20 protein-coding genes, 1 tRNA gene, 2 pseudogenes and 1 riboswitch are annotated in these 22,550 nt (G+C 58.8%); of the genes and pseudogenes, 13 read left to right on the top strand and 10 right to left on the bottom strand.

Annotated features, from left to right (window positions below):
- Positions 1-44: 44 nt before the first annotated feature.
- Positions 45-1,547 (bottom strand): sugar porter family MFS transporter, encoded by a 1,503-nt coding sequence (locus tag AGA_RS01070; RefSeq protein WP_059022636.1) that lies wholly within the window; start codon positions 1,545-1,547, stop codon positions 45-47.
- Between the two features lie 476 nt (positions 1,548-2,023).
- On the opposite strand from AGA_RS01070, the gene thiC reads away from it, so the two are divergent.
- The gene (thiC, locus tag AGA_RS01075) at positions 2,024-3,892 is read left to right on the top strand and encodes a phosphomethylpyrimidine synthase ThiC (RefSeq protein WP_059022637.1); all 1,869 of its coding nucleotides are present in this window, start codon (positions 2,024-2,026) and stop codon (positions 3,890-3,892) included.
- 81 nt (positions 3,893-3,973) lie between these two features.
- Here thiC and AGA_RS01080 read toward each other — a convergent pair whose 3' ends face one another.
- A complete protein-coding gene (locus AGA_RS01080) occupies positions 3,974-4,504 on the bottom strand; it encodes a hypothetical protein (RefSeq protein ID WP_059022638.1) in 531 nt (176 codons plus the stop codon).
- Positions 4,505-4,593: 89 nt separating this feature from the next.
- Between AGA_RS01080 and AGA_RS01085 the strand changes: the two genes are divergently transcribed.
- The 4 genes and pseudogenes from AGA_RS01085 to AGA_RS01100 all read left to right on the top strand — a co-directional run bounded on the left by AGA_RS01085 (position 4,594) and on the right by AGA_RS01100 (position 8,141).
- Positions 4,594-4,938, top strand: coding sequence for a cupredoxin domain-containing protein (locus AGA_RS01085; RefSeq protein ID WP_083503494.1), 345 nt, complete (start codon positions 4,594-4,596; stop codon positions 4,936-4,938).
- 3 nt (positions 4,939-4,941) lie between these two features.
- Entirely contained in the window at positions 4,942-5,763 is an 822-nt protein-coding gene (locus AGA_RS01090) for an FTR1 family iron permease (RefSeq protein ID WP_059022639.1), read from the top strand.
- A gap of 55 nt (positions 5,764-5,818) precedes the next feature.
- Positions 5,819-6,340 carry an iron transporter gene (locus AGA_RS01095; RefSeq protein WP_059022640.1) on the top strand — a complete coding sequence of 174 codons (522 nt, stop codon included), beginning with the start codon at positions 5,819-5,821 and terminating at the stop codon, positions 6,338-6,340.
- Between the two features lie 152 nt (positions 6,341-6,492).
- Positions 6,493-8,141 (top strand): annotated as a pseudogene (locus tag AGA_RS01100) (carbohydrate porin).
- A 117-nt stretch (positions 8,142-8,258) separates the two neighbouring features.
- Here AGA_RS01100 and AGA_RS01105 read toward each other — a convergent pair.
- The 3 genes and pseudogenes from AGA_RS01105 to AGA_RS01115 form a co-directional block, all read right to left on the bottom strand.
- Positions 8,259-8,984 carry a CbtA family protein gene (locus AGA_RS01105; RefSeq protein ID WP_059022641.1) on the bottom strand — a complete coding sequence of 242 codons (726 nt, stop codon included), beginning with the start codon at positions 8,982-8,984 and terminating at the stop codon, positions 8,259-8,261.
- A gap of 29 nt (positions 8,985-9,013) precedes the next feature.
- On the bottom strand, positions 9,014-9,232 hold the full coding sequence (locus AGA_RS01110) for a CbtB domain-containing protein (RefSeq protein WP_048854940.1): 219 nt from the start codon (positions 9,230-9,232) through the stop codon (positions 9,014-9,016).
- A gap of 184 nt (positions 9,233-9,416) precedes the next feature.
- Positions 9,417-10,968, bottom strand: a pseudogene (locus AGA_RS01115) (carbohydrate porin).
- 204 nt (positions 10,969-11,172) lie between these two features.
- Positions 11,173-11,395, bottom strand: a riboswitch (cobalamin riboswitch).
- Between the two features lie 164 nt (positions 11,396-11,559).
- Between AGA_RS01115 and AGA_RS01120 the strand changes: the two are divergent.
- The gene (locus tag AGA_RS01120; RefSeq protein WP_059024563.1) at positions 11,560-12,510 is read left to right on the top strand and encodes a LysR substrate-binding domain-containing protein; all 951 of its coding nucleotides are present in this window, start codon (positions 11,560-11,562) and stop codon (positions 12,508-12,510) included.
- A 163-nt stretch (positions 12,511-12,673) separates the two neighbouring features.
- Entirely contained in the window at positions 12,674-13,960 is a 1,287-nt protein-coding gene (gene gabT, locus AGA_RS01125; protein WP_059022642.1) for a 4-aminobutyrate--2-oxoglutarate transaminase, read from the top strand.
- 658 nt (positions 13,961-14,618) lie between these two features.
- Here gabT and AGA_RS13975 read toward each other — a convergent pair.
- A complete protein-coding gene (locus tag AGA_RS13975; protein WP_231945874.1) occupies positions 14,619-14,780 on the bottom strand; it encodes a hypothetical protein in 162 nt (53 codons plus the stop codon).
- Between AGA_RS13975 and AGA_RS13980 the strand changes: the two genes are divergently transcribed.
- Positions 14,773-14,925 carry a hypothetical protein gene (locus AGA_RS13980; protein ID WP_231945876.1) on the top strand — a complete coding sequence of 51 codons (153 nt, stop codon included), beginning with the start codon at positions 14,773-14,775 and terminating at the stop codon, positions 14,923-14,925. The two genes, AGA_RS13975 and AGA_RS13980, sit on opposite strands and share 8 nt — an antisense overlap.
- A gap of 91 nt (positions 14,926-15,016) precedes the next feature.
- Here AGA_RS13980 and AGA_RS01135 read toward each other — a convergent pair whose 3' ends face one another.
- Positions 15,017-15,472, bottom strand: a complete 456-nt coding sequence (locus AGA_RS01135; protein WP_231945878.1) for an endoglucanase — start codon at positions 15,470-15,472, stop codon at positions 15,017-15,019.
- Positions 15,473-15,561: 89 nt separating this feature from the next.
- Entirely contained in the window at positions 15,562-16,041 is a 480-nt protein-coding gene (ruvX, locus tag AGA_RS01140) for a Holliday junction resolvase RuvX (protein ID WP_059024564.1), read from the bottom strand.
- Positions 16,042-16,120: 79 nt separating this feature from the next.
- Between ruvX and gatC the strand changes: the two genes are divergently transcribed.
- From gatC to AGA_RS01160, 4 genes are all read left to right on the top strand, one after another.
- Positions 16,121-16,408 carry an Asp-tRNA(Asn)/Glu-tRNA(Gln) amidotransferase subunit GatC gene (gatC, locus tag AGA_RS01145; RefSeq protein WP_025828657.1) on the top strand — a complete coding sequence of 96 codons (288 nt, stop codon included), beginning with the start codon at positions 16,121-16,123 and terminating at the stop codon, positions 16,406-16,408.
- Positions 16,408-17,895, top strand: coding sequence for an Asp-tRNA(Asn)/Glu-tRNA(Gln) amidotransferase subunit GatA (gene gatA / locus AGA_RS01150; protein ID WP_059022644.1), 1,488 nt, complete (start codon positions 16,408-16,410; stop codon positions 17,893-17,895). Before gatC ends, gatA begins: the two co-directional genes overlap by 1 nt.
- Positions 17,892-19,346, top strand: a complete 1,455-nt coding sequence (gatB, locus tag AGA_RS01155; RefSeq protein ID WP_059022645.1) for an Asp-tRNA(Asn)/Glu-tRNA(Gln) amidotransferase subunit GatB — start codon at positions 17,892-17,894, stop codon at positions 19,344-19,346. Before gatA ends, gatB begins: the two co-directional genes overlap by 4 nt.
- 107 nt (positions 19,347-19,453) lie before the next feature.
- Positions 19,454-19,546 (top strand) — tRNA-Ser (locus AGA_RS01160).
- A 309-nt stretch (positions 19,547-19,855) separates the two neighbouring features.
- Here AGA_RS01160 and AGA_RS01165 read toward each other — a convergent pair.
- Positions 19,856-21,649 (bottom strand): ABC transporter ATP-binding protein, encoded by a 1,794-nt coding sequence (locus AGA_RS01165; protein WP_059022646.1) that lies wholly within the window; start codon positions 21,647-21,649, stop codon positions 19,856-19,858.
- On the bottom strand, positions 21,625-21,882 hold the full coding sequence (locus AGA_RS13985; RefSeq protein ID WP_231945880.1) for a hypothetical protein: 258 nt from the start codon (positions 21,880-21,882) through the stop codon (positions 21,625-21,627). Before AGA_RS13985 ends, AGA_RS01165 begins: the two co-directional genes overlap by 25 nt.
- Between AGA_RS13985 and nth the strand changes: the two genes are divergently transcribed.
- Positions 21,788-22,546, top strand: coding sequence for an endonuclease III (gene nth, locus AGA_RS01170; RefSeq protein WP_083503496.1), 759 nt, complete (start codon positions 21,788-21,790; stop codon positions 22,544-22,546). The two genes, AGA_RS13985 and nth, sit on opposite strands and share 95 nt — an antisense overlap.
- Positions 22,547-22,550 lie beyond the last annotated feature (4 nt).

Consider the following 22,550-nt stretch of genomic DNA (forward strand, 5'->3'; position numbering starts at 1 on the left):
CCGCGCAACCATTGGACCGCGCGGGTAAGAAAGACGCAGCGCCCTCAGGCTGGGGTGCCAGCCTGCGCGGGTGCTGTGGTTGCGGTGTCTTCCTCCACATCGGTGTATTGTGGAATGGCGTAGTTGTTCTCGGCGCGCGGCACAAACTCGCCATCACGCAGGGCCATCTCGATGTCTTCCAGCGTTGCCCCACTTGTTTCGGGCACACAGAAGTAAACAAAAATAACCGATGCCAGATTAACCCCGGCATAAATCCACATTGTGCCACCAAGGGACACAAGCTGAACCAGAGACAGCGCAGTTGCTGTGACCAGCAGGTCAGCCCCCCACAGCACAGCAGCGTGCAGACTGGTGGCGACCGCACGCATGGGCAGCGGGAACAGTTCCGCCCCAAGCAGCCAGCCAACAACCTGAATGCCTCCAGAGTTGAACACCATAAACAGCAGCAGGAAGCCCACAATCATCCAGCTCCCCACGCTCCCTTTATCCGGGTGGAGGGCAAACATGATGCCAAGCCCAAGCAGGCTAAGGACGGACCCCGGCCCCATGATGAGCACAAGGCGGCGGCGGCCAATGCGATCCACAAACAGGCAACCCAGCAACGTCATGACCAGATAGACCATGGCCACACCAAGACTGGTCAGCAGAGCTGATGAGCTATTAAACCCGGCATCCGAGAGGAAGGTGGGGGTATAGTAGATCATCATCTCCAGACCGCCGGCCTGCGTAAAGAACGCAATACCCAGCGCAGCGACCAGTGCAGGGCGAACCCAAGGGAGCTTAAGGCCCTTCCAGCCCCGCTCATCCTCATCCATGCCCATAACGTTTTTGCGGATTTCCGTAATCTCGCGCTGGATCACCTTGCGCGATGTGCGTACACGGCCAAGCTGTTTGACAGCGGACACCATGCCCTCGTTCTCGGCCACCCAGCGGGGGCTCTTGGGCAGGAAAAACATGCTGATAAACACAATGGCTGCGGGAATGGCGGCAATGGCGACCATAGGCCGCCAGCCCCACGCATCCCGCATGGTAAAGCCCACAAGGTTGGCCAGAAAAATGCCGATACCAATGGCGACATTAAACAGGGTGACCAGATTCCCGCGTTTGGCGGCAGGGGCCAGCTCCGAAATATAGGTTGGCACCACCTGCGTGGACCCACCCACCGCAAAGCCGAGGAACACACGGTCAATCACCAGCATGGTCACGCTGGAGGCAAAGGAGCAGGCTACTGCCCCCAGCACAAATACGGCCGTAACCAGCATGACCGAAATCCGCCGCCCGTACCGTTCTGAAAACCATGAGACACCCATGGCCCCCATAACAGCCCCGACCAGAATGGCCGAAGTTACCATTTCTTCCTGCACGGAGGTTAAATGGAAGTCCTTGGTAATAAGGAGAAGTGCGCCGGAAATAATTCCCGTGTCATATCCGTAAAGACCACCGCAAATCGCAGACACAAATGCGGCTATCCATAAAACGTAATGAGCGTGAGGAGATATTTCCAGATTTTTTACCGCATCAAGCGTTTTATTTCTTTCTGTCTGCATGACACAATCATGACATACTAGAAAAAACTTGCATACCTTACTAATTTTTCTCTATAAGTGTAATTGGGATGTTGCATGTCATCGCACAAACTGATGGCAAAAACCGCGCTATATCGGGCGGAATCCATACGTCCTCCTCCGCCCTAACATGCCCCTGCATCCACCACTGAGTCACATATTGGTGTAAATGCTTGACACAGGCACACCTCAGGCTATCTGCTTACACATAACCAAGGGGGGTTCCGGCAAGGAACTGAGAGGCCACTCCCGCTTTCTGCTTCAGAAGGCACCGTGGCGACCCTGCCGCCAGCAACATACGGTTCTGGCGGGGAACCTGATCCGGCTCATACCGGCGGAGGGACTGGTGCCTGTGCAAGGAACAAACGCCCTGCCTGTAACCGGCATGGTGCCGCCATCAATCTCGTGGCTGTCTCCCTTTTCAGGCCTGTCCTCCTCGCGCCTGAGGAGATTTTGCAATGTCTGCCACCACCACAGCCCCACCATCCACACAGGGTGGAAACCCCAAGCCCGCCAACACGGCTGCCCCCGCACCGGGTCAGGTGACCACTGGCCCCATCCGTGGGTCACGCAAGGTCTATTCCAGCCCCGATGGGCATCCGGATATCCGCGTACCGTTCCGTGAGATCGCACTCGACCCATCGGCCAACGAGCCGCCCCTGCGGGTGTACGATACGTCCGGCCCCTACACGGACCAGACTGCGCACATTGATGTCCGTGCAGGCCTGCCCAAGCTGCGCAGCGCATGGCTTGCCAAACGCGACCTAGCCCCCACAACGCCGCGCTCCATCCGCCCAGAGGACAATGGTGGTGCCGAGGGCAGCTACCTTGTCCAGCCCTGCCCGGCACCGCACAAGGTGCTCAAGGGTGTGCAGGGCAAGCCCGTCACGCAGTATGAATTTGCCAAGGCCGGGATCATTACCGAGGAAATGATCTACGTCGCCCACCGCGAAAACCTGGGCCGCCAGAAGGCGCTGGACGAAGCCGCCGCACAGCTGAAGGACGGCAACTCCTTTAACGCCGCCCTGCCCGAATTTGTGACCCCGGAATTTGTGCGCGAAGAAATCGCCCGTGGCCGCGCCATTATTCCCGCCAACATCAACCACCCTGAGCTTGAGCCGGTCATTATTGGCCGTAACTTTCTGGTCAAGGTGAACGCCAATATCGGCAATTCGGCCATTACCTCCTCTGCCGCCGATGAGGTGGAAAAACTGGTGTGGTCCATCCGCTGGGGTGCGGATACGGTTATGGACCTGTCCACAGGCCGCAACATCCACAACATCCGCGACTGGATCCTGCGTAACGCGCCCACCCCCATTGGCACGGTCCCGCTTTATCAGGCGCTGGAAAAAGTGGGCGGGGATGTAAGCAAGCTGGACTGGGACGTGTTCCGCGATACGCTGATTGAGCAGGCCGAACAGGGCGTGGACTACTTTACCATCCATGCCGGGGTGCGGCTCCAGCATGTGCCGCTGACCGCCAACCGTGTAACGGGCATTGTCTCGCGCGGCGGTTCCATCATGGCAAGCTGGTGCCTGAACGGGCACCGCGAGAGCTTCCTGTACGAACATTTTGAAGACATCTGCGACATCATGCGTGCGTATGACGTCTCCTTCTCGCTCGGGGATGGCCTGCGTCCGGGCAGCATTGCCGATGCCAACGACGCGGCACAGTTTGCCGAGCTGGAAACACTGGGCGAACTGACCAAGATTGCGTGGGCCAAGGGCTGCCAGGTCATGATCGAAGGGCCGGGCCACGTGCCCATGCACAAGATCAAGGAGAACATGGACAAGCAGCTGCGTGAATGTGACGAGGCCCCGTTCTACACGCTTGGCCCATTAACGACCGACATCGCTCCGGGTTACGACCACATTACTTCGGCCATCGGGGCGGCCATGATCGGCTGGTTCGGCACCTCCATGCTCTGCTACGTCACCCCCAAGGAGCACCTTGGCCTGCCCGACCGGAACGACGTTAAAACAGGCGTTATCACCTACCGCATTGCCGCCCACGCGGCCGATCTGGCCAAGGGGCACCCAGGGGCCAAACTGCGGGATGATGCTCTGAGCCGCGCGCGGTTCTCCTTCCGCTGGGAGGACCAGTTCAACCTCTCGCTCGACCCGGATACGGCTTGCGCCTACCATGATGAGACCATGCCGCGTGATGCGCACAAGACCGCGCATTTCTGCTCCATGTGCGGGCCCAAGTTCTGCTCCATGCGAATCAGTCAGGACCTTAAGGAAGATGCAATCCGCCTTGCGGGCATTGAGCAAAAGAATGAGGAATTCCGTCAGGCAGGCGGCAAGGTGTATGTTGCCGCCGAATAAGAGTATTTATTATATAACTGCCTAAATATTTATAAATATGGAGAATAGGTTAACCTGTTCTCCATATTTTTTGACCGCGCGTTAAAAATAATGCCGCAAAAAGACCTTGGGCACGCCCTCGGAATTGAGGCACGAAAACACAATAACCGCGACCCAAACCAGACAAGCCGAAAGACAAAACACCTTGCACCACAAGGATGTTTCCTCATCCCGCCCTCTCATAATCGGCCAGTACAAGGCTTTGTGACCGTACCATTCCAGCACGCCAGACAAAACAAGCGCCAATAGCTTGGGTGTAATATAAGCACGAGCGCCAATATGGACCGGGTCGTAGAAGAAAAGAGCGAACCCCGTGATCATGGCTATGCCATAGCTGATATGCAAAGGACGCAGCATAAAGCGCGATAATCGCACCAGTGCATCCCGCTCCATCTGCTGGACAACCGCAAGTGCAAACAGCATCTCCAAGCCAAAAAACCCAGCCATACTCAGGATATGCAGCGTTCTGACCAGATAATGGATCGGCTGAAACCAGAAGTGGAACGTCCGGCTGTCCAGCGCCATAAGCAGGTCTGTTGGCAGACGCATAAAAGCCAGAGGATGGTTCGACATAAGATTACAATTCACCGATCGGTACAAACATTGACTTTAATAATGATTCTCACTAACCCAAACAGTCAAGACAAGCGGAGAACCACAAAATGAAACGGCTTTTTGCAGCCCTCCCCCTTTTAAGCGGGATGTATCTTTTTCCTCCCGTGCAGGCTCAGGCGCAAACCGTTTTTCACCTTACACTCAAAGATCATCATTTTGAACCTGATCATCTGAGCGTCCCTGCTGGTGAGCGGTTCATGATTGAATTGGAAAATCAGGACACGACAACAGACGAATTTGAGAGTTACGACATGAAGTTTGAAAAAATTATTGTCCCCGGCTCAAAAATTCGTGTGCACGCTGGCCCGCTCCACCCCGGAGAATACACTTTTTTTGATGACTACCACCCCGATCAGGCCAAGGGGACAGTCACCGCAGAAGCAAAGCCCTGAACCATGCTTGGCAGTCTGATCATCGTTTTTCGTGAAGTTATGGAAGCCGGCCTTGTCATTGGCATTGTGCTGGCGGCAACACGTGGAATTGCGGGGCGTGGCTGGTGGGTAGCAGGCGGCATTGCCGCAGGCGTAACCGGAGCCGCCATTGCTGCGGCCTTTGCGGGCGCGCTGTCCACGGCTTTTTCCGGCAACGGGCAGGACATCTTTTCCGCCGCCATTTTGTGCGTGGCCGTGCTCATGCTCTCATGGCACGTCATCTGGATGGCGCGGCATGGGCGTGAGATGGCGCAGGAAATGAAGCAGATGGGCGCTGCGGTCTCCGCTGGCAGCCGCTCGCTTGGCGCCATGGCAACCGTGGTGGCTGTGGCCGTGCTGCGCGAAGGCATGGAAGTTGTGCTGTTCCTGTATGGTATTGCGGTATCCGCCCATGTTGGCGCGGTTTCTCTGCTCAGTGGTGGCCTGCTGGGTGTTCTGGGCGGGGCGGCACTGTCTTACGCCCTGTATCGCGGGCTGATCATTATTCCCCTGCGCCATCTGTTTGCCGTTACCAATATTCTTGTCTCCATTCTGGCGGCAGGCATGGCCTCTCAGGCTGCGGCTCTGCTTGCATCCGATGACCTTATTCCGGCACTGGGTTACGACATCTGGGATACGTCTTGGCTGTTGTCCGATGGCAGCCTTGCTGGCCGCACGGCCAAAGCCCTTGCTGGTTACACCGACAGGCCAACCGGAATTCAGATTCTCGTCTGGGGTCTGACCCTTGTGTGCCTCTTGGTTACGGAACGCTTTGTGCGCACCCGCCCACACCCCTCCTCACCATAAAACCCCACCTTTTCAACCCTGTGCCCACAGGCACACCTGATCATAGAGACCTGAAATGAAGCGTTGCATCAAAGTCTTTTCCGTTCTGACGGCTATTTCCGCCGCGTATGCCGCCCCCGCCATGGCGCGTGAATACCCTGTTGGTGGCCCGGTACAGGCCCATGACATGGAAATTGCCGCCAACTACCTGATTGGCGTGGACATGGCCCCCATGACCAAAGACATGGCTATGGGCACGGACACCATTCACCTTGAAACCGACGTGCACGCTACGGCTGACAACCCTTGGGGTTTTCCCGATGGTGCATGGGTTCCCTACATTGGCGTGGACTACACCCTGACCAAAAAGGGTTCCAGCTGGAAGAATGAAGGCGTCCTTCATGCCATGACCGCAAAAGACGGTGCGCACTACGCCAACAACGTCAAAATGGATGGTCCGGGCACCTACACGGTTGTGTTCCGCTACAGCTCGCCTGAAACCAATGGCTTCCTGCACCACACGGACAAGGAAACCGGCACCCCCGGTTTTTGGGCGCCGTTTACGGAATCCTTTACGTTTAACTACCCTCAGAAATAATTTTTTCTGAATATTAAGTAAACAAAGGCAGGAATATTGCCATATTCCTGCCTTTTTTTGTATCTCTGGGTTGCAATCATAACACATTCACCTTACCCCCCATTATCATAATAATGTTTTTGATAATTATTCGCATTATGGGGCGCATCTCAATGTCACGTTTCTGTCTGGCATCACGCCATACACCGCTCAGCCAACACAAAAAAAATAAAGCTTTTTCCAAGACTATTTTTGTATCTGTTGCGTTATCTCTCCTTTCCTCCACTGCCTTTGCGCAGAATGCGGAGACACAGCTGGAGCAGGACCGGCGACGTATGGGCAATTCCGGCCCGCTGGTTTCGGAAGTAGACCCGGCCACGGTGCGTGACAGTATGCGCGCGGCAGAAGCCGCTGCGGCCAAACCCGATGATGACCACCCCGACATGAGCGACCACCTGCTGGGCAATATGTGGGGCGCGCGCGACTGGATGGCCCGCCACGGCATTACCTTTGACATTCAGGAAGTGGACGAACTGTGGGGCAACACCACAGGCGGCACAGCATCCTCTGCCGATGGGGCAAATGGCTCGGGCACCGGCCCCGCCTATGACGGCATGACCATGCCAACCCTGACCGTGGATCTGGAAAAGCTCATCGGCCTCAAGGGCGGGATCTTCAACATCAGCGCACTCCAGCTGCGTGGGCGCTCGATCTCACAGGATCATCTGGGCGTGTTCAACCCGGCCTCCGGGTTCGAGGCCGACCGCTCCACCCGCCTGTTCGAACTGTGGTACCAGCAGTCCTTCCTGGACGGTAAGCTGGACGTCAAGGTCGGGCAGCAGGATCTGGATACCGAATTCCTGATTAGCGATTACGGCAGCCTTTACCTCAACTCCAATTTTGGCTGGCCCATGGCCCCATCGGTCAACCTGTATGGGGGTGGGCCCTCATGGCCGCTGGCCTCCCCCGCCATCCGCATCCGCTACCGGCCTACGGACCAGTTTACCGTCATGTTCGCCGCGGCCGATGATAACCCGCCGGGCAACCGCTACAACTCCCTGCCCATCCAGCAGGCAACCGGTTCCATCAGCGGGTCCAGCAATGACCCGACCAGCCAGAACGCCAACAACAACGCCTCTGGGCACCCAGTTCAACATGGGCACGGGGTCGTTGCTGATGACCGAGCTGCAATACGCCATCAACCCCCAGCCCGAGGATATGTCCAAGGTCACCAAAGACCCCGGCCTGCCGGGCATTTACAAACTGGGCGGGTATTATGACACGGCCAAGTTTGCAGACTACCGCTACAACAAGAACGGTGGTTCGCTGGGGGCTGCGGTCGCAAATGGCGGGTCCGAACGGGACCTGACCCCGCGCTGGGACCGGGGCAACTGGATGGTGTACGGTATTATTGACCAGATGATCTGGCGGCCCTCGCTCCAGTCTCCGCAGTCAGTGGGTGTGTTTGCACGCGCCACGGGGAATGGTGGGGACCGCAACCTGATCAGCTTTGCCGTGGATGCGGGCATTAACCTCAAGGCCCCTTTCAAGGGCCGTGACAACGATACGGTGGGCGTGGGCTGGGGCATTGGCCGTGCCTCCTACGGGCAGCGCCAGATTTGACCGCGACTCCGGCTCCCACGCACAGGGGAACGAAAACCATCTGGAAGTCACCTATCAGGCGCAGGTCATGCCGTGGTGGGTCATGCAGCCGGACTTCCAGTATGTGTGGAACCCTTCGGGCGGTGTAGCTGACTGGACCGGCACCAAACGCATTGGTAACGAGGCCATCTTCGGCCTCCATTCCAGCATCACTTTCTAACCAATGCCAGCGTGACCTTGCCGTAAGGCGGGTCACACCCGGACGTTCTGCCCAAACAAAAAGGGCCACGCAAACGCGTGGCCCTTTTTTATACCTCAACGCCAGTGGCAGAACGCTTTAGCGCGCCTGCACACGGGACGTTTGCAGAAGTTTTTCGGCCAGTGCGCCAAAGATCAACCCAAGCGCGGACCACATTACAAGCTGCATACCAATAGCGGCTTCGCGGAACCGCCACAGCACAACAGCGGGAAAATTATCGGGCACTTCGTTAATATCCGGCAGGCCGAACTGCGCCAGCACAACCAGCGCAATGCCAAGGGCTATGCCGCACAGCGCCCCATTCCAACGCCCAAGAGAGGCTGACAGGGCACGCCCCACCAGCAGCGAGATCATGGAAATAGCGATGGAAATGCCGACCATGGCAAAATACATGCCCGTGCGCAGCCCAATGGTTTCCTCCAACCCAACAGCAGGTGGGTTGGGCGGATATTTAAGATCTGGAATGAGCACAAAGGTTAAAAAACCAACCCCGGCCAGCAGCAGCGCCAGCGCACGCGGGCTGGAAAGTGTGAGCCGTTTGTAAGCCAGTGCAAACACAATGGCGAACATGCCGCCATAGGCCGCGCCATACATGAGCACCGCAGTCAGCAAACCATAGGAGGCCTGCACCGCACGGCTAACAAGTTCAGGTTCGGGGGCGTTACCTGCTGCGGCATCCTGTGCTGCTTCAAACGCAATGGCCAGAGCAACCTGCGGTTCGCCAAACACCTTGGCAAAAACAAACCCCAGCAATGCAGCCACAATACCCGCGGCCATGCCACGGGCGAGAAGACGACCAACCATGAGACGGATCTTTCCTGACGACTAATTATTTAATGGCAGGGGAAACCAAGAAGATGGCGGCCGTCATGCACGAATTCATGCACGGCATGGCCAGAAATCAGGGACGTAGCGCCCTGCTCCGCACCCACAAAATAGATCAGCAGTGCAGCAACGATCAGGCCGAATACACCCCACGGCAGAATGTCGCGCAGTGGAATACCGGCATCGGCCACCAGAGCGGGGGCGGTCGTATGAACAGATGTGTTCATGGTGTTATCCTTTTATGTCTTGGCATGGTGGCACAACGCGGAGCGTGTGCGGATCGGTCAGAAAATATGGATAGTCTCATGGTTGTCGTGCGGGCATCATAGATTTTCAGCACCACACGGCAAGACTTTTAACTGCCGGGCCGCCATCCTCCTGTGTCATCCCCCTGCCTGCTTCTGTCGTTATTCAGAAAGTGATGCTGGAATGGAGGCCGAAGATGGCCTCGTTACCAATGCGCTTGGTGCCGGTCCAGTCGGCCACACCGCCCGAAGGGTTCCACACATACTGGAAGTCCGGCTGCATGACCCACCACGGCATGACCTGCGCCTGGTAGGTAACTTCCAGATGGTTTTCATTCCCCTGCGCGTGGGAGCCGGAGTCGCGGTCAAACTGGCGCTGGCCGTAGGACGCACGGCCAATGCCCCAGCCCACGCCCACCGTGTCATTATCCCGCCCCTTGAAAGGGGCCTTGAGGTTAATGCCCGCATCCACGGCAAAGCTGATCAGGTTGCGGTCCCCTCCGTTCCCCGTGGCGCGCGCAAACACACCCACTGACTGGGGAGACTGGAGCGAGGGCCGCCAGATCATCTGGTCAATAATACCGTACACCATCCAGTTGCCCCGGTCCCAGCGCGGGGTCAGGTCCCGTTCGGACCCGCCATTTGCGACCGCAGCCCCCAGCGAACCACCGTTCTTGTTGTAGCGGTAGTCTGCAAACTTGGCCGTGTCATAATACCCGCCCAGTTTGTAAATGCCCGGCAGGCCGGGGTCTTTGGTGACCTTGGACATATCCTCGGGCTGGGGGTTGATGGCGTATTGCAGCTCGGTCATCAGCAACGACCCCGTGCCCATGTTGAACTGGGTGCCCAGAGGCGTTGTTGTTGGCGTTCTGGCTGGTCGGGTCATTGCTGGACCCGCTGATGGAACCGGTTGCCTGCTGGATGGGCAGGGAGTTGTAGCGGTTGCCCGGCGGGTTATCATCGGCCGCGGCGAACATGACGGTAAACTGGTCCGTAGGCCGGTAGCGGATGCGGATGGCGGGGGAGGCCAGCGGCCATGAGGGCCCACCCCCATACAGGTTGACCGATGGGGCCATGGGCCAGCCAAAATTGGAGTTGAGGTAAAGGCTGCCGTAATCGCTAATCAGGAATTCGGTATCCAGATCCTGCTGCCCGACCTTGACGTCCAGCTTACCGTCCAGGAAGGACTGCTGGTACCACAGTTCGAACAGGCGGGTGGAGCGGTCGGCCTCGAACCCGGAGGCCGGGTTGAACACGCCCAGATGATCCTGTGAGATCGAGCGCCCACGCAGCTGGAGTGCGCTGATGTTGAAGATCCCGCCCTTGAGGCCGATGAGCTTTTCCAGATCCACGGTCAGGGTTGGCATGGTCATGCCGTCATAGGCGGGGCCGGTGCCCGAGCCATTTGCCCCATCGGCAGAGGATGCTGTGCCGCCTGTGGTGTTGCCCCACAGTTCGTCCACTTCCTGAATGTCAAAGGTAATGCCGTGGCGGGCCATCCAGTCGCGCGCACCCCACATATTGCCCAGCAGGTGGTCGCTCATATCGGGGTGGTCATCATCGGGTTTGGCCGCAGCGGCTTCTGCCGCGCGCATACTGTCACGCACCGTGGCCGGGTCTACTTCCGAAACCAGCGGGCCAGAATTGCCCATGCGTCGCCGGTCCTGCTCCAGCTGTGTCTCCGCATTCTGCGCAAAGGCAGTGGCTGGGAGCATCATGCCCGCAACGGTAACGGACTGGCACAACAGGGCAAGACGCCACCGTAGACCATGTGTTTTACGTAAAAAGATCATTGAATTGTGTGCCTGTTTTTCCAACCCTGAGCGGGTTTGCGTTTGAAGAAATGCGCGTGTGGAAAAAAGGCTGTCAGACACAAAGAAACATAAGCGACCATCCACCTCCGGCACCCCCGTCCGGCGATCAAGATATGAGCGGCAACGGCAGGTCTCCTGACTTGCGGATCAACGCATCTGGTCCAACCTTCCCGGTTGCCGGGCAACCAGTGGCAGCGGCGCTTGGAAGCCGCTCGGACCAGAGACTCTCCGCCTACAGTTGCGGGGGCAGTTGCCGACTGGTCTCCCAAACGGGAGCATACGGCATTCCCTTTTATTCCGCTTGCGCGGGACCGTTGGCTATAATGGGTGCGCAATACCCCATGTTTCTGGTGCTTTGCAACGCAAAAACCTACTCCGCGCGCCGCACCATCCGGCATGGCAGGCAGGTAGAGCGGGGCCAGACCTTGCTTTTTGGGGCGTTTGGCCTCCAATGGCGTGCCAGCAACCCCAACCGTGCAACGTACCCGCCCCGTTATGGACCCACGCTACCGTATTCCTCCCCTGTCCGCGCTGAACGCCTTTGTCGCCTTTGCCCGCACGGGTGGCATCCGACGGGCGGCCACGGAGTTGCGCGTGGACCATGCGGCCATCAGCCGCCACATTCGCGACCTTGAACTCTCGCTCGGCATTACCCTGCGGGACAAGGCCACCGGAAGCCTGACACAGGCGGGCCACACCTATTACGACCGCATAGCCCCCCTGCTGGACGGGCTGGCTACCGCCACGGCAGACATGCGTAACCGCGTGGCCCCACTTACGGTGACCTGCGCGCATGGGTTTGCCTACCACTGGCTGCTGCCCCGGCTCTATGCTTTTCGCAAATCGCACCCCCATATGGAGGTGCTGCTTCGCTCGGTGGATGCCAGCGCGGCTTTCCATGTGAGCGGGGTGGAATCCACCAACCATGCCCAGATCGGCTACGTGCGTGATGGGAGCACAACGCCAGAACCGCGCGCCGTCCGCCACATGGCCATAGCCCGGCCGCCGGTTTTTCCCGTAGCGTCCCCCGCATGTATCCAAACCCTTGGTGGCCAGCCCCGCACCACGGAAGACCTGCTGGACGCCCCTCTGCTGCATGAGGAGGACGATACGGAATGGCGGCGCTGGTTTGCGGCGCAGGGCGTTCATGCCTCCGTCATTCCCACAGCGGGCAGGCTGTGGCAGGCCCACATTACGCTGGCTGCCGCCCGTGCGGGCGAAGGCATAGCCTTGGGCAACCCGTTTTTGCTGGGGGATGACCTGCTGACCGGGCGGCTGGTGCGCGTGCAACCCACCCAGACCCCCCTTAAGGAAGCTCCGCTGGGCGCCTACGTGCTGCGCGCCTCCGAACAAATATGGGAAAAACCCTCCCTGCGCACCTTCCGCAACTGGCTGATGGAACAGGTGGAGCAGGATGAAGACGCCACGCGCCTCCCCCCGCCCTGACCCGGCTTTTACACCCGGTAGTGGGGTGTTGTTTTCTGGTCACCACCTACGCACCAAAAAATCGCCTCCCATCACACAATAAAAACACTTACGGAACGACCATGCCTGTCTGGCCCAGCCAACGGCCTGACCACATGACGCAATACCCGGAGCCAAACCTGAAATGAGCACCACAAACAAAGACCTTCTGGCCCGCCGCCACAACGCCGTGCCGCGCGGTGTTGCCACCTCCACCCCCGTTTTTGCCGACCGGGCCGAAAACGCGGAGCTGTGGGATGTGGAAGGCCGCCGCTACGTTGACTTTGCAGGCGGCATTGCCGTGCTGAACGTGGGCCACCGCCACCCCAAGGTGATGGCCGCAGTGCAGAAGCAGCTTGAACGCTTTACGCACACGGCTTTTCAGGTTTCGGCTTACGAATCCTACATTGAACTGGCCGAAAAGCTGAACGCCCGCGCGCCCTTCTCCGGCCCGGCCAAGACCATTTTCTTCACCACCGGTGGGGAAGCGACCGAAAACGCGGTCAAGATTGCCCGTGCTGCCACCGGCCGCAATGGCGTCATTGCCTTTTGCGGTGGGTTCCACGGCCGCACGCTGCTGGCTTCGGCCATGACCGGCAAGGTCCTGCCTTACAAGGCACCGTTTGGCACGCTGCCGGGCGAAGTGTACCACATCCCCTTCCCCGACCATGACATTACGGTGGAAGACAGCCTGAAGATGCTGCACTTCCTGTTTGCTGCCGATATTGCACCCAGCAACGTGGCTGCCATTATTATTGAACCCGTGCAGGGCGAAGGCGGGTTCCGCGTGGCTCCCACAGCACTGCTCAAGCACCTGCGCGCCCTGTGCGACCAGCACGGCATTAAACTGATCGCCGATGAAGTGCAGAGCGGCTTTGGCCGTACCGGCAAGCTGTTTGGCATTGAACACTCCGGCGTGGAACCGGACCTAATCTCCGTTGCCAAGTCCCTTGCTGGCGGCATGCCGCTCTCTGGCGTTATTGGCCGTGCGGACCTGATGGACAGCGTACCCCCCGGCGGGCTGGGTGGCACCTACGCTGGCGCACCGCTTGCCTGCGCAGCAGCCCTTGCCGTGCTGGATGTGATTGACGAAGAAAAACTGCTCGACCGCGCCAACGCCATGGGCGAACGCCTGAAGGCCCGCATTACCGGCTGGCACAAGCGCACGGACCTGCTGCCCGTAAGCATGCCACGCGGGCTGGGTGCGATGATCGCCTTTGACATTCTGGAACGCCATGCAGGTGTTGAACAGCGCGCAGGCTTTGCCTCCAAACTGTGCGCCAAAGCGTGCGAAAAAGGGCTGATCCTGCTGGCCTGCGGCGTGCAGGGCGCAACCATCCGCATTCTGACCCCGCTGACCGCATCCGACGCGCTGCTGGATGAAGGGCTGGATATTATTGAGCAGATTCTGGTGGAAGAAGCCAAAGCCTGATCTCCCAGCCTCTACGGCATAGGCAACATCAAGGGCGGCTCCCCTGTGGGAGTCGCCTTTTTTAATGAGCGACACGGGGCAAAATTCCTGCAAAATGCCGTGCCGTCATAGTCAGGCCATGATTAGCCCCTAACCTTAAAAAAGATTTTAAGCTCAGAAGAGGGGCGCAGGATGACTGCTTTTGAAGCCTACTGGCGGGCCTTGCTCACCAGACTGACCACGTTACGCACAACACGCCGCGCGTTCTGGTGGCCACGCAACGCGGGTCATTGATACACTCAGGGTGCATGCACCTGCCCCCTGCGGCCAGCACCATGTCCGCCGATGTTCTCCCCAGTGGGGAACCAGAACACATACGCAGAAAAACGAAAAATCTGTTTATATAAATTATACTTTTCGATTTATAAAATATAGAAATCCCATACTCGCCTGCTCCGGCATAGACCTTGGCCATCCGGGCTACCGACCCAACAAAACGGCCTTGCACGCCATATGTCCGAATTTGCAAAATTTCTGTTATATCAGCGGCAATGTCACACCATGGTGCCATTCCGCCACACCCCTAAACCGCGCATCGGGCATGAGTGATAAAGATTGACATTTTCCGCGCACAGGCACGAAAATACCGACGTTTTTTAATTCATTAGATAATGGGACATCACTCAATGTCTTCTTCCATTTCAAGCCTGAGCGGCAGCAGTGCTGTAAGCAGCCTGTTTGGCACGTCTTCTTCGACCAGCTCCTCATCCAGCTCTTCTACTTCCGGTAGCAGCGGCTCCTCCTCCTCTTCTTCCTCCACGACCACCAGCCAGGTGTTCAACAGCGATGGGTCCATCACCACCATCGTGAAGAATGCAAGCGGGGACATCCTGTCCGAAACCACCACGGGCGGTTCTTCCAACTCTTCTGGTTCTGCTTCCGATTCTGCTCAGAACGACACCAGCGGTCTGGACATGCTGGCCTAATCGGCTGCCTGCCCACACAACTGGCTGATTACAGCACAAAAAACCCCGCCTCCGGTCAGGATGGCGGGTTTTTTGTAAGAACCGCGACGACTTATTTGTTGTCGTCAGTCAGGCCGTTGTGGATGTCATGCCCAACGGCGCTGCCCGTATTGCCAATTTTTTTGCCAGTACGTTCACCCCAGTTGCCAACGTCATGCGCTGCGCCGGTGGTGCCGGATTTGGTTTTATCCCATGCTTCGGACGTACCAGACTTGGTCTTGTCCCATACCTTGGCGCTACCGGACTTTGTTTTGTCCCACGCCTTGTCTGTTCCGGTTTTAGTTTTGTCCCAGACTTTTTCCGAGCCTGTTTTGGTTTTATCCCATGCCTCGGACGTGCCGGATTTGGTCTTGTCCCACGCTTTTTCTGTGCCCTGACGGGTGGAATCCCATGCTTTGGTCAACGCACCCTGTTCTTCCGCGTGTGCGGGAGCAGCAGGAAGGCTTACAGCAAATACAGCGGCACCCACCATGGTCATCAGTGCAGTAGCAAACGACTGTTTGGTCATTGGGCCTATCCTTCTCAAATATCTTGTCACGTCTTCTGTTACATGGGTGTGCAATGGCTTTGTGGCAAATATAAGCCGCCAATCTGTAATCAGAGTGGCGCTTCAGCCCCCGGCAGGCTGTCCAGCGCTGCCTGTAGAATGTAGGCGGCGGCCAGCCTGTCCACCATCTCGGCCCGCTTCCCGCGGGACATATCCGCTTCCTGAATAAGCATCCGGTTAACTGCGGAGGAGGAGAGGCGCTCATCCCACAGGCAGGCGGGCAGTCCCGTCTGTTCGGACAAAGCCAGTGTCCAGTCCCGGCTGGCCTGCGCTGCCGGTCCAAACGACCCATCGAGCGAGAGGGGAACCCCCACCACAAGCCCGGCCACCTCATGCTCCTGCGCCACGGCACGAATAAGGGTTACCATCTGCCCCAGCTTGCCGCGCTTTACGGTCTGGAAGGGGGACGCCACCATACGGGACACATCAGACAGGGCCAGCCCCACCTGTTTGCGCCCGGGGTCTATGCCCAGCAGGCGGGCATGTCTGGGCAGGGTGGCAGCTAATTGGGGAAGAGTGAGAAGAGTCATGCCCATGGTATGTTGCCTTCCGCGCGATTATGCTAGGTGCAATTCTCTATTCAGACTGAAGAAAGAGGGGCCCACTCTCATGTCGCTAGACCTTGCGACCACCCGACGCATCGCAAAACTGGCCCGTATAGGGCTTGAGGAAAACGAGCTTGAGGCCACGCGCCAGAAGCTGAACGGTATTCTGGGCTGGATTGACCAGCTTGCCGAGGTAGATGTTACGGGTGTGCCGCCCATGGTGGGAACGGAAACAGAAACCCTGCGCCAGCGTGAAGACAAGGTGACCGACGGCAACTGCCGCGATGCCCTGCTTGCCTGCGCACCAGAAACATCTGGCCCCTTTTATACCGTACCCAAGGTGGTGGAATAATGCTGACCGGTCTAACCCTAACCGAAGCCCGTGCAGGGCTTGCCGCCCGCAAGTTTTCCGCGCGGGAGCTGGCACAGGCTCATCTGGACGCCATTGGCCGCCTGAACACCGCCCTTAACGCCTACATTACCGTCCTGCCCGAAGCCGACGTACTGGCCAGCGCGGACGCAGCCGATGCCCGCTACGCAGCAGGTACGGCTGGCATTATGGATGGCCTGCCCATTGGCGTAAAAGACCTGTTCTGCACCAAGGGCGTACGCACCACGGCCGCAAGCAAGATGCTGGCCGACTTTGTGCCCCCGTATGAGAGCACGGTAACCGCCAACCTGCTGAACGCAGGCGCTGTGTTCCTTGGCAAGACCAATCTGGACGAGTTCGCCATGGGCTCGGCCAACATCAACTCTGCCTTTGGCCCGGCCACAAACCCGTGGAAGCGCAAAGGCGACGAGGCAACCGCCCTTGTGCCCGGTGGCTCCTCCGGCGGGTCCTCCGCTGCTGTTGCCGCTGGTATGGCACTGGCCGCAACGGGGACCGATACGGGTGGCTCCATCCGCCAGCCCGCCGCCTATTGCGGTATTGTCGGCCTTAAGCCCACCTATGGCCGGTGCAGCCGCTGGGGCACCATTGCCTTTGCCAGCTCGCTGGACCAGGCAGGCCCAATGACCCGCAGCGTGGCCGATGCCGGGCTGATGCTGGAAGCCATGGCGGGTTTTGATGCCAAGGACAGCACAAGCTCCAACCGCCCCGTGCCCGAATTCCACAAAGCCGTGGGCAAAAGTGTTAAAGGCCTGCGCGTGGGCATTCCCGCAGAATACCGCGCACCCGGCCTGCCAGCCGAGGTTGTGGCCATGTGGGAACAGGGCATTGCGTGGCTGAAGGCCGCAGGCTGCGAGGTGGTGGATGTCTCCCTCCCCCACACACGCTACGGGCTGACCACCTACTACATTATTGCCCCGGCCGAATGCTCTTCCAACCTTGCACGATACGATGGCATCCGCTTTGGCCTGCGCAAGGATGCGCCAACACTGGATGGTGTGTACGAAGCCACCCGTGCCGCAGGCTTTGGGCAGGAAGTGCGCAACCGTATCCTCATGGGCACGTATGTTCTGTCCGCCGGGTATTACGATGCGTATTACCTGAAGGCCCAGAAGGTCCGCACCCTGATCAAGCGTGACTTTGAAAACGCGTTTGAAAACGTGGACGTGCTGCTGACCCCCACCGCCCCGTCCGCCGCCTTTGCACAGGGCGAAAACATGGACGACCCGGTGCAGATGTACCTCAACGACATCTTTACCGTGCCTGCCAGCATGGCTGGCGTGCCAGCACTTTCTGTCCCTGTCGGGCTGGACGGTGCCGGGCTGCCACTTGGGCTACAGGTTATTGGCAAGCATTTTGATGAAGAAACCGTGCTGTCCATTGGCGGCGCGCTGGAAGCGGCGGCAGGCTTTACGCACACGCCGTCCGTACATGCGGGAGCAGGCGCATGAGCTACACAATTGAAGGCCGCACCGGCACATGGGAAATTGTGGTCGGTCTGGAAGTCCACGCACAGGTTATCAGCAATTCCAAGCTGTTCTCCGGTGCGTCCACCACCTTTGGGGGCGACCCCAATACACAGGTCAGCCTTGTAGATGCGGCGTTCCCCGGCATGCTGCCGGTCATCAACCACGAATGTGTGGCGCAGGCCATTCGCACAGGGGTCGGGCTTAACGCGCAGATCAACCTGCACAGCCGGTTTGACCGCAAGAACTACTTTTACGCCGATCTGCCGCAGGGCTACCAGATCAGCCAGTTCGAGCACCCCATTGTGGGCAAGGGCGTCATCAGCATTGAGCTGCAAAATGGCGATGTGCGCGAGATCGGCATTACCCGCCTGCACCTTGAGCAGGATGCCGGTAAGCTGCTGCATGACCAGGACCCCACAAAGTCCTTTGTGGACCTGAACCGCTCCGGCGTGGCTCTGATGGAAATCGTGAGCGAGCCTGACATCCGTGAGCCCGAAGAAGCCGGGGCCTACCTGCGCAAACTGCGCCAGATCCTGCGTTACCTTGGCACCTGCGATGGTAACATGGAAGAAGGCTCCATGCGCGCAGACGTTAACGTATCGGTCCGCAAGGCGGGGGAACCCTTCCGCACACGGTGCGAGATCAAAAACGTCAACTCCATCCGCTTTGTCATGCAGGCCATTGAGGTGGAAGCCGCCCGCCAGGTAGAAATCTGGGAAAACGGGGGCGAGGTGGACCAGGAAACCCGCCTGTTCGACCCCGGCCGAGGCGAAACCCGGACCATGCGCTCCAAGGAAGATGCGCATGACTACCGCTACTTCCCCGACCCCGACCTGCTGCCGCTGGTGCTGGAACAGGCATGGGTGGACGAACTGGCCGCCAACCTGCCCGAACTGCCAGACGCCAAGCGCGCGCGCTTTCAGGCCGAATACGGCATTTCCTTCTACGATGCCGGGGTGCTGATCGCCGAGCAGGCCGTAGCAGACTACTACGAAACCGTGGCCCGTGGGCGCGATGGCAAGCTGGCTGCCACATGGGTTATGGGCGACCTGTTTGCCGCCCTCAACCGCACCAGCAACACCATCGAGACCAGCCCGGTCAGTGCTGATGCACTGGGCAAGATGCTGGACCTGATTGCGGACAAGACCATTAACGGCAAAATTGCCAAGGAAGTCTTTGAAGACATGGTGGAAACGGGTGAAAGCCCCGATGCCATCGTGGAAAAGAAGGGCCTGCGGCAGGTTACCGATACGGGTGCAATTGATGCGGCCATTACCGCCGTGCTGGAAAAACACCAGGACAAGCTGGCCGAATACCGCTCGGGCAAAGACAAGCTGTTCGGCTTTTTTGTTGGTCAGGTGATGAAAGAAACCAAGGGCAAGGCCAACCCGGCCATGGTGAACGAAGCCCTGAAAGCCCATCTGGACGCGTAAAAACGACCAGATAAAAAATAACACCAAATTACGCCTCTGGGGGTTTGACGGAACGCGCCAAACCCCCTAAAAGCAGCGATGCAAACGTCGTGTCTGCACTCTTCGGCGGAGGGGTGGCCGAGAGGCTGAAGGCGGCGGTTTGCTAAACCGTTATACGATGTCAAGTCGTATCGAGGGTTCGAATCCCTTCCCCTCCGCCAAAGCCTTTCCCAATAAAATTCTAATTGCACACCACGCTTGGCCCATGCCTGCGGATGGTTCTACTTGGTTAGTGCAGAGCCATTCATTGACCGGCACCCTTGCCGCATGAACTGGCACCTAGATTTTTGATGCGTGCCCCCCTCAAAACCATCACGGCTCGTACAGTCTCACACTTCGGACCTAAGAGAGCATTCCTGCTGCATGGAAAGACCAGATGGAAAGCAGGCTCATCTGGCCTGCTCCAATATCCGGTTTTATGACCATTTCAGCCAGACAACAGGAAGCTGGATAAGGGCGGGGCTGACTTGCTACAGGCTTTGCAGGGCATAAAGCCGTTGGTACAACCCGCCCGCCTGCTGGACCAGTTGAGCATGGGGGCCATCCTCCACAATACGTCCACGTTCAAAGACCAGAATACGGTCCAGCCCCACCACGGTCGCCAGCCGGTGCGCCACAATCAGAACCGTGCGGCCTTCCATCAGCCGCTCCATGGCCTCCTGCACCAGTGCCTCGGACTCGGAATCCAGACTGGCCGTGGCTTCATCCAGCACCAGAATACGGGCATCCGCCAAAAAGGCGCGGGCAATGGCCACACGCTGCCGCTCCCCGCCCGAAAGTTTGATGCCCCGCTCCCCTACCAGCGTTGCATACCCTTCGGGCAGACGCTCAATAAAGTCCGCCGCATTGGCCAGACGCGCAGCCTGTGCAATCTGCTCTGGCGTTGCGTCCGGCCTGCCATAAGCAATATTTTCGGCCAAGGACCGGTGAAACAGAATAGGCTCCTGCGGCACAAGCGCAATCTGCCGCCGCAGGTCAGACTGGCGGACGGTAGCGGTATCCACACCATCAATCCGAATGTGCCCACTATTTTGCGCATATAACCGCAAAAGCAGCTTGGTAAAGGTGGTTTTGCCAGACCCCGAAGGCCCAACCAGCCCCACACGGCTCCCCGCCGCAATGGTCACGGACAGGTCTGTGAACAAAGGCGTCTTCTGCCCCGGATACTGGAAAGTAACGTGCGCGAACGTAATCGCGCCGTGCGCAACATGCAGGCTGACCGGCTGTACCGGGTCTGGCACAGCGGGAGGCGTGCGCCAGAGAATGAGCAGTTCCTCCATCTCGTTCACGGAGCGCTGTACGACGGAAACCTGCTGCCCGATCTCGCGCAGATAGCCTTGCACCAAAAAGGTCATGGTCAGCACATAGGCCACATCCCCCGGCCCAGCACGCCCTTTGAACCACAACCAGACCGCCGCCCCGGCCAGCGAGAGGCGCATAACCACCACGGCCGCCGCCTGAATATTGGCGCTGTCTGTCCCTCGTATCCACATATGAGCGGTTGCGTGCCGCCACTGGTCCAGCGTCTGGGCCAGACGTGTCTCCTCCCGCTCCTCCGCACCAAACGCCTTGACCACGGCGTTACAGGTCATGGCGTCGGCAAGGGCGGCCCCCACTTTGCTGTCCCCCGCATTGGCCGCCTGTGCGGAAGGGGCCACGTAACGCAGGGTCAACGTGCAGGACAGGGCGACAAACAGAACCGACAACACCCCAAGCATGGCCCCCATGGCGGGCCAGTGCCAGCCCAGCACAAGGGTTGTCAGCACCAGCAGGCAGAACTCGGGCAGCAGCATAAGCAGCAGCGTGTCATCCAGCATGTCCACCGCCCACATGCCCCGCGTCAGCCGCCGCACAGTCGACCCTGCAAAGGTGTTGGCGTGCCAGTCGGTAGAAAGGCGCTGCACATGTGCGAACGACTCCGTACCAATTTTTTGCATGACGCGTGTTGTCAGGCGCGTAATGCCCAAATAGGCGTAACGCTTGGCCAGCACACTCCCAAACCCGCAGGCGGCAAGGGCGGCAACCATCCACAGCGCATCCTGCAAAAGGGCAGTCTGGCTGGCTGGCACCGCCACGTCGGACACCAAACGCCCGGCTGCCAGCGGCATAAGCACATCCGCCACCGTTGCCAGCAGAACCATAACAACCGTAACCGCCAGCGGAAGCGGGAACGCCAGCCACAGGCGGATCACAAAACCCAGCACATCAACAAACAGGGAAGTTTTCCGTACGCCTGACGCTACGCCGGAAGCAGAAGAAGCCATGAACCAGAAATCCGAAAAAAGCGTCCATCCACACCAACGCGATGGGCACGCTGTCTGTATCGTGAAGGCGTAATATTGCGCAAATCCGCCACCACTGGAAAAATAGCACCCCCGACCCCTTTTGCGGTAAACAGCCCCATGCCCCCCAAAGCAACGTCCAGAAAAGTGGCAAAGACCACCACAAAAACCAGCAAAACAGACACCCCGGCTGCCCAGACCGCCACGCGCGACATGACAAAAAGCGAAGTCCACCAGTTTTTGACCGACCTGTCCCGCGCATGGCCGGATGCCCAGACGGAGCTGCACTACACCACCCCTTTTACCCTTCTGGTGGCTGTTGTGCTGTCGGCTCAGGCAACGGATGCCTCGGTCAACCGCGTAACCCCGGCCCTGTTTGCCGCAGCCCCCACCCCGCAGGCCATGGTGGCATTGGGGGACGAACAGGTGGGCACCCTGATCCGCACCATCGGGCTATGGCGCAACAAGGCCAAAAACGTGGTGGCCCTCTCCCGCCAACTTTTGGCAGAGCATGACGGGCAGATCCCCCACACGCGGGAGGCGTTGGAAAAACTGGCAGGTGTAGGCCGCAAGACGGCCAATGTGGTGCTGAACGTTGCCTTCAACCAGCCCACGGTACCGGTGGATACGCATGTCTTCCGGCTGGCCAACCGGTCTGGCCTTGGCCGTGGCCGCACCGTGGAAGCCGTGGAAAAAAAGCTGGAGGCGCGCATCCCCCTCGATATGGTGCGGGACTCGCACCACTGGCTTATTTTGCAGGGGCGTTACGTGTGCAAGGCCCGCAAGCCTGAATGCTGGCGCTGCGCGGCAAAGGAGAGTTGCCTGTTCCCTGACAAAACACCCCTACCCCGGCCCAAAGCCCCCCGATCCGCCGCGTAACGCG

Origin of the sequence: Acetobacter ghanensis, from assembly GCF_001499675.1 — a bacterium.
GTDB lineage: Bacteria > Pseudomonadota > Alphaproteobacteria > Acetobacterales > Acetobacteraceae > Acetobacter > Acetobacter ghanensis.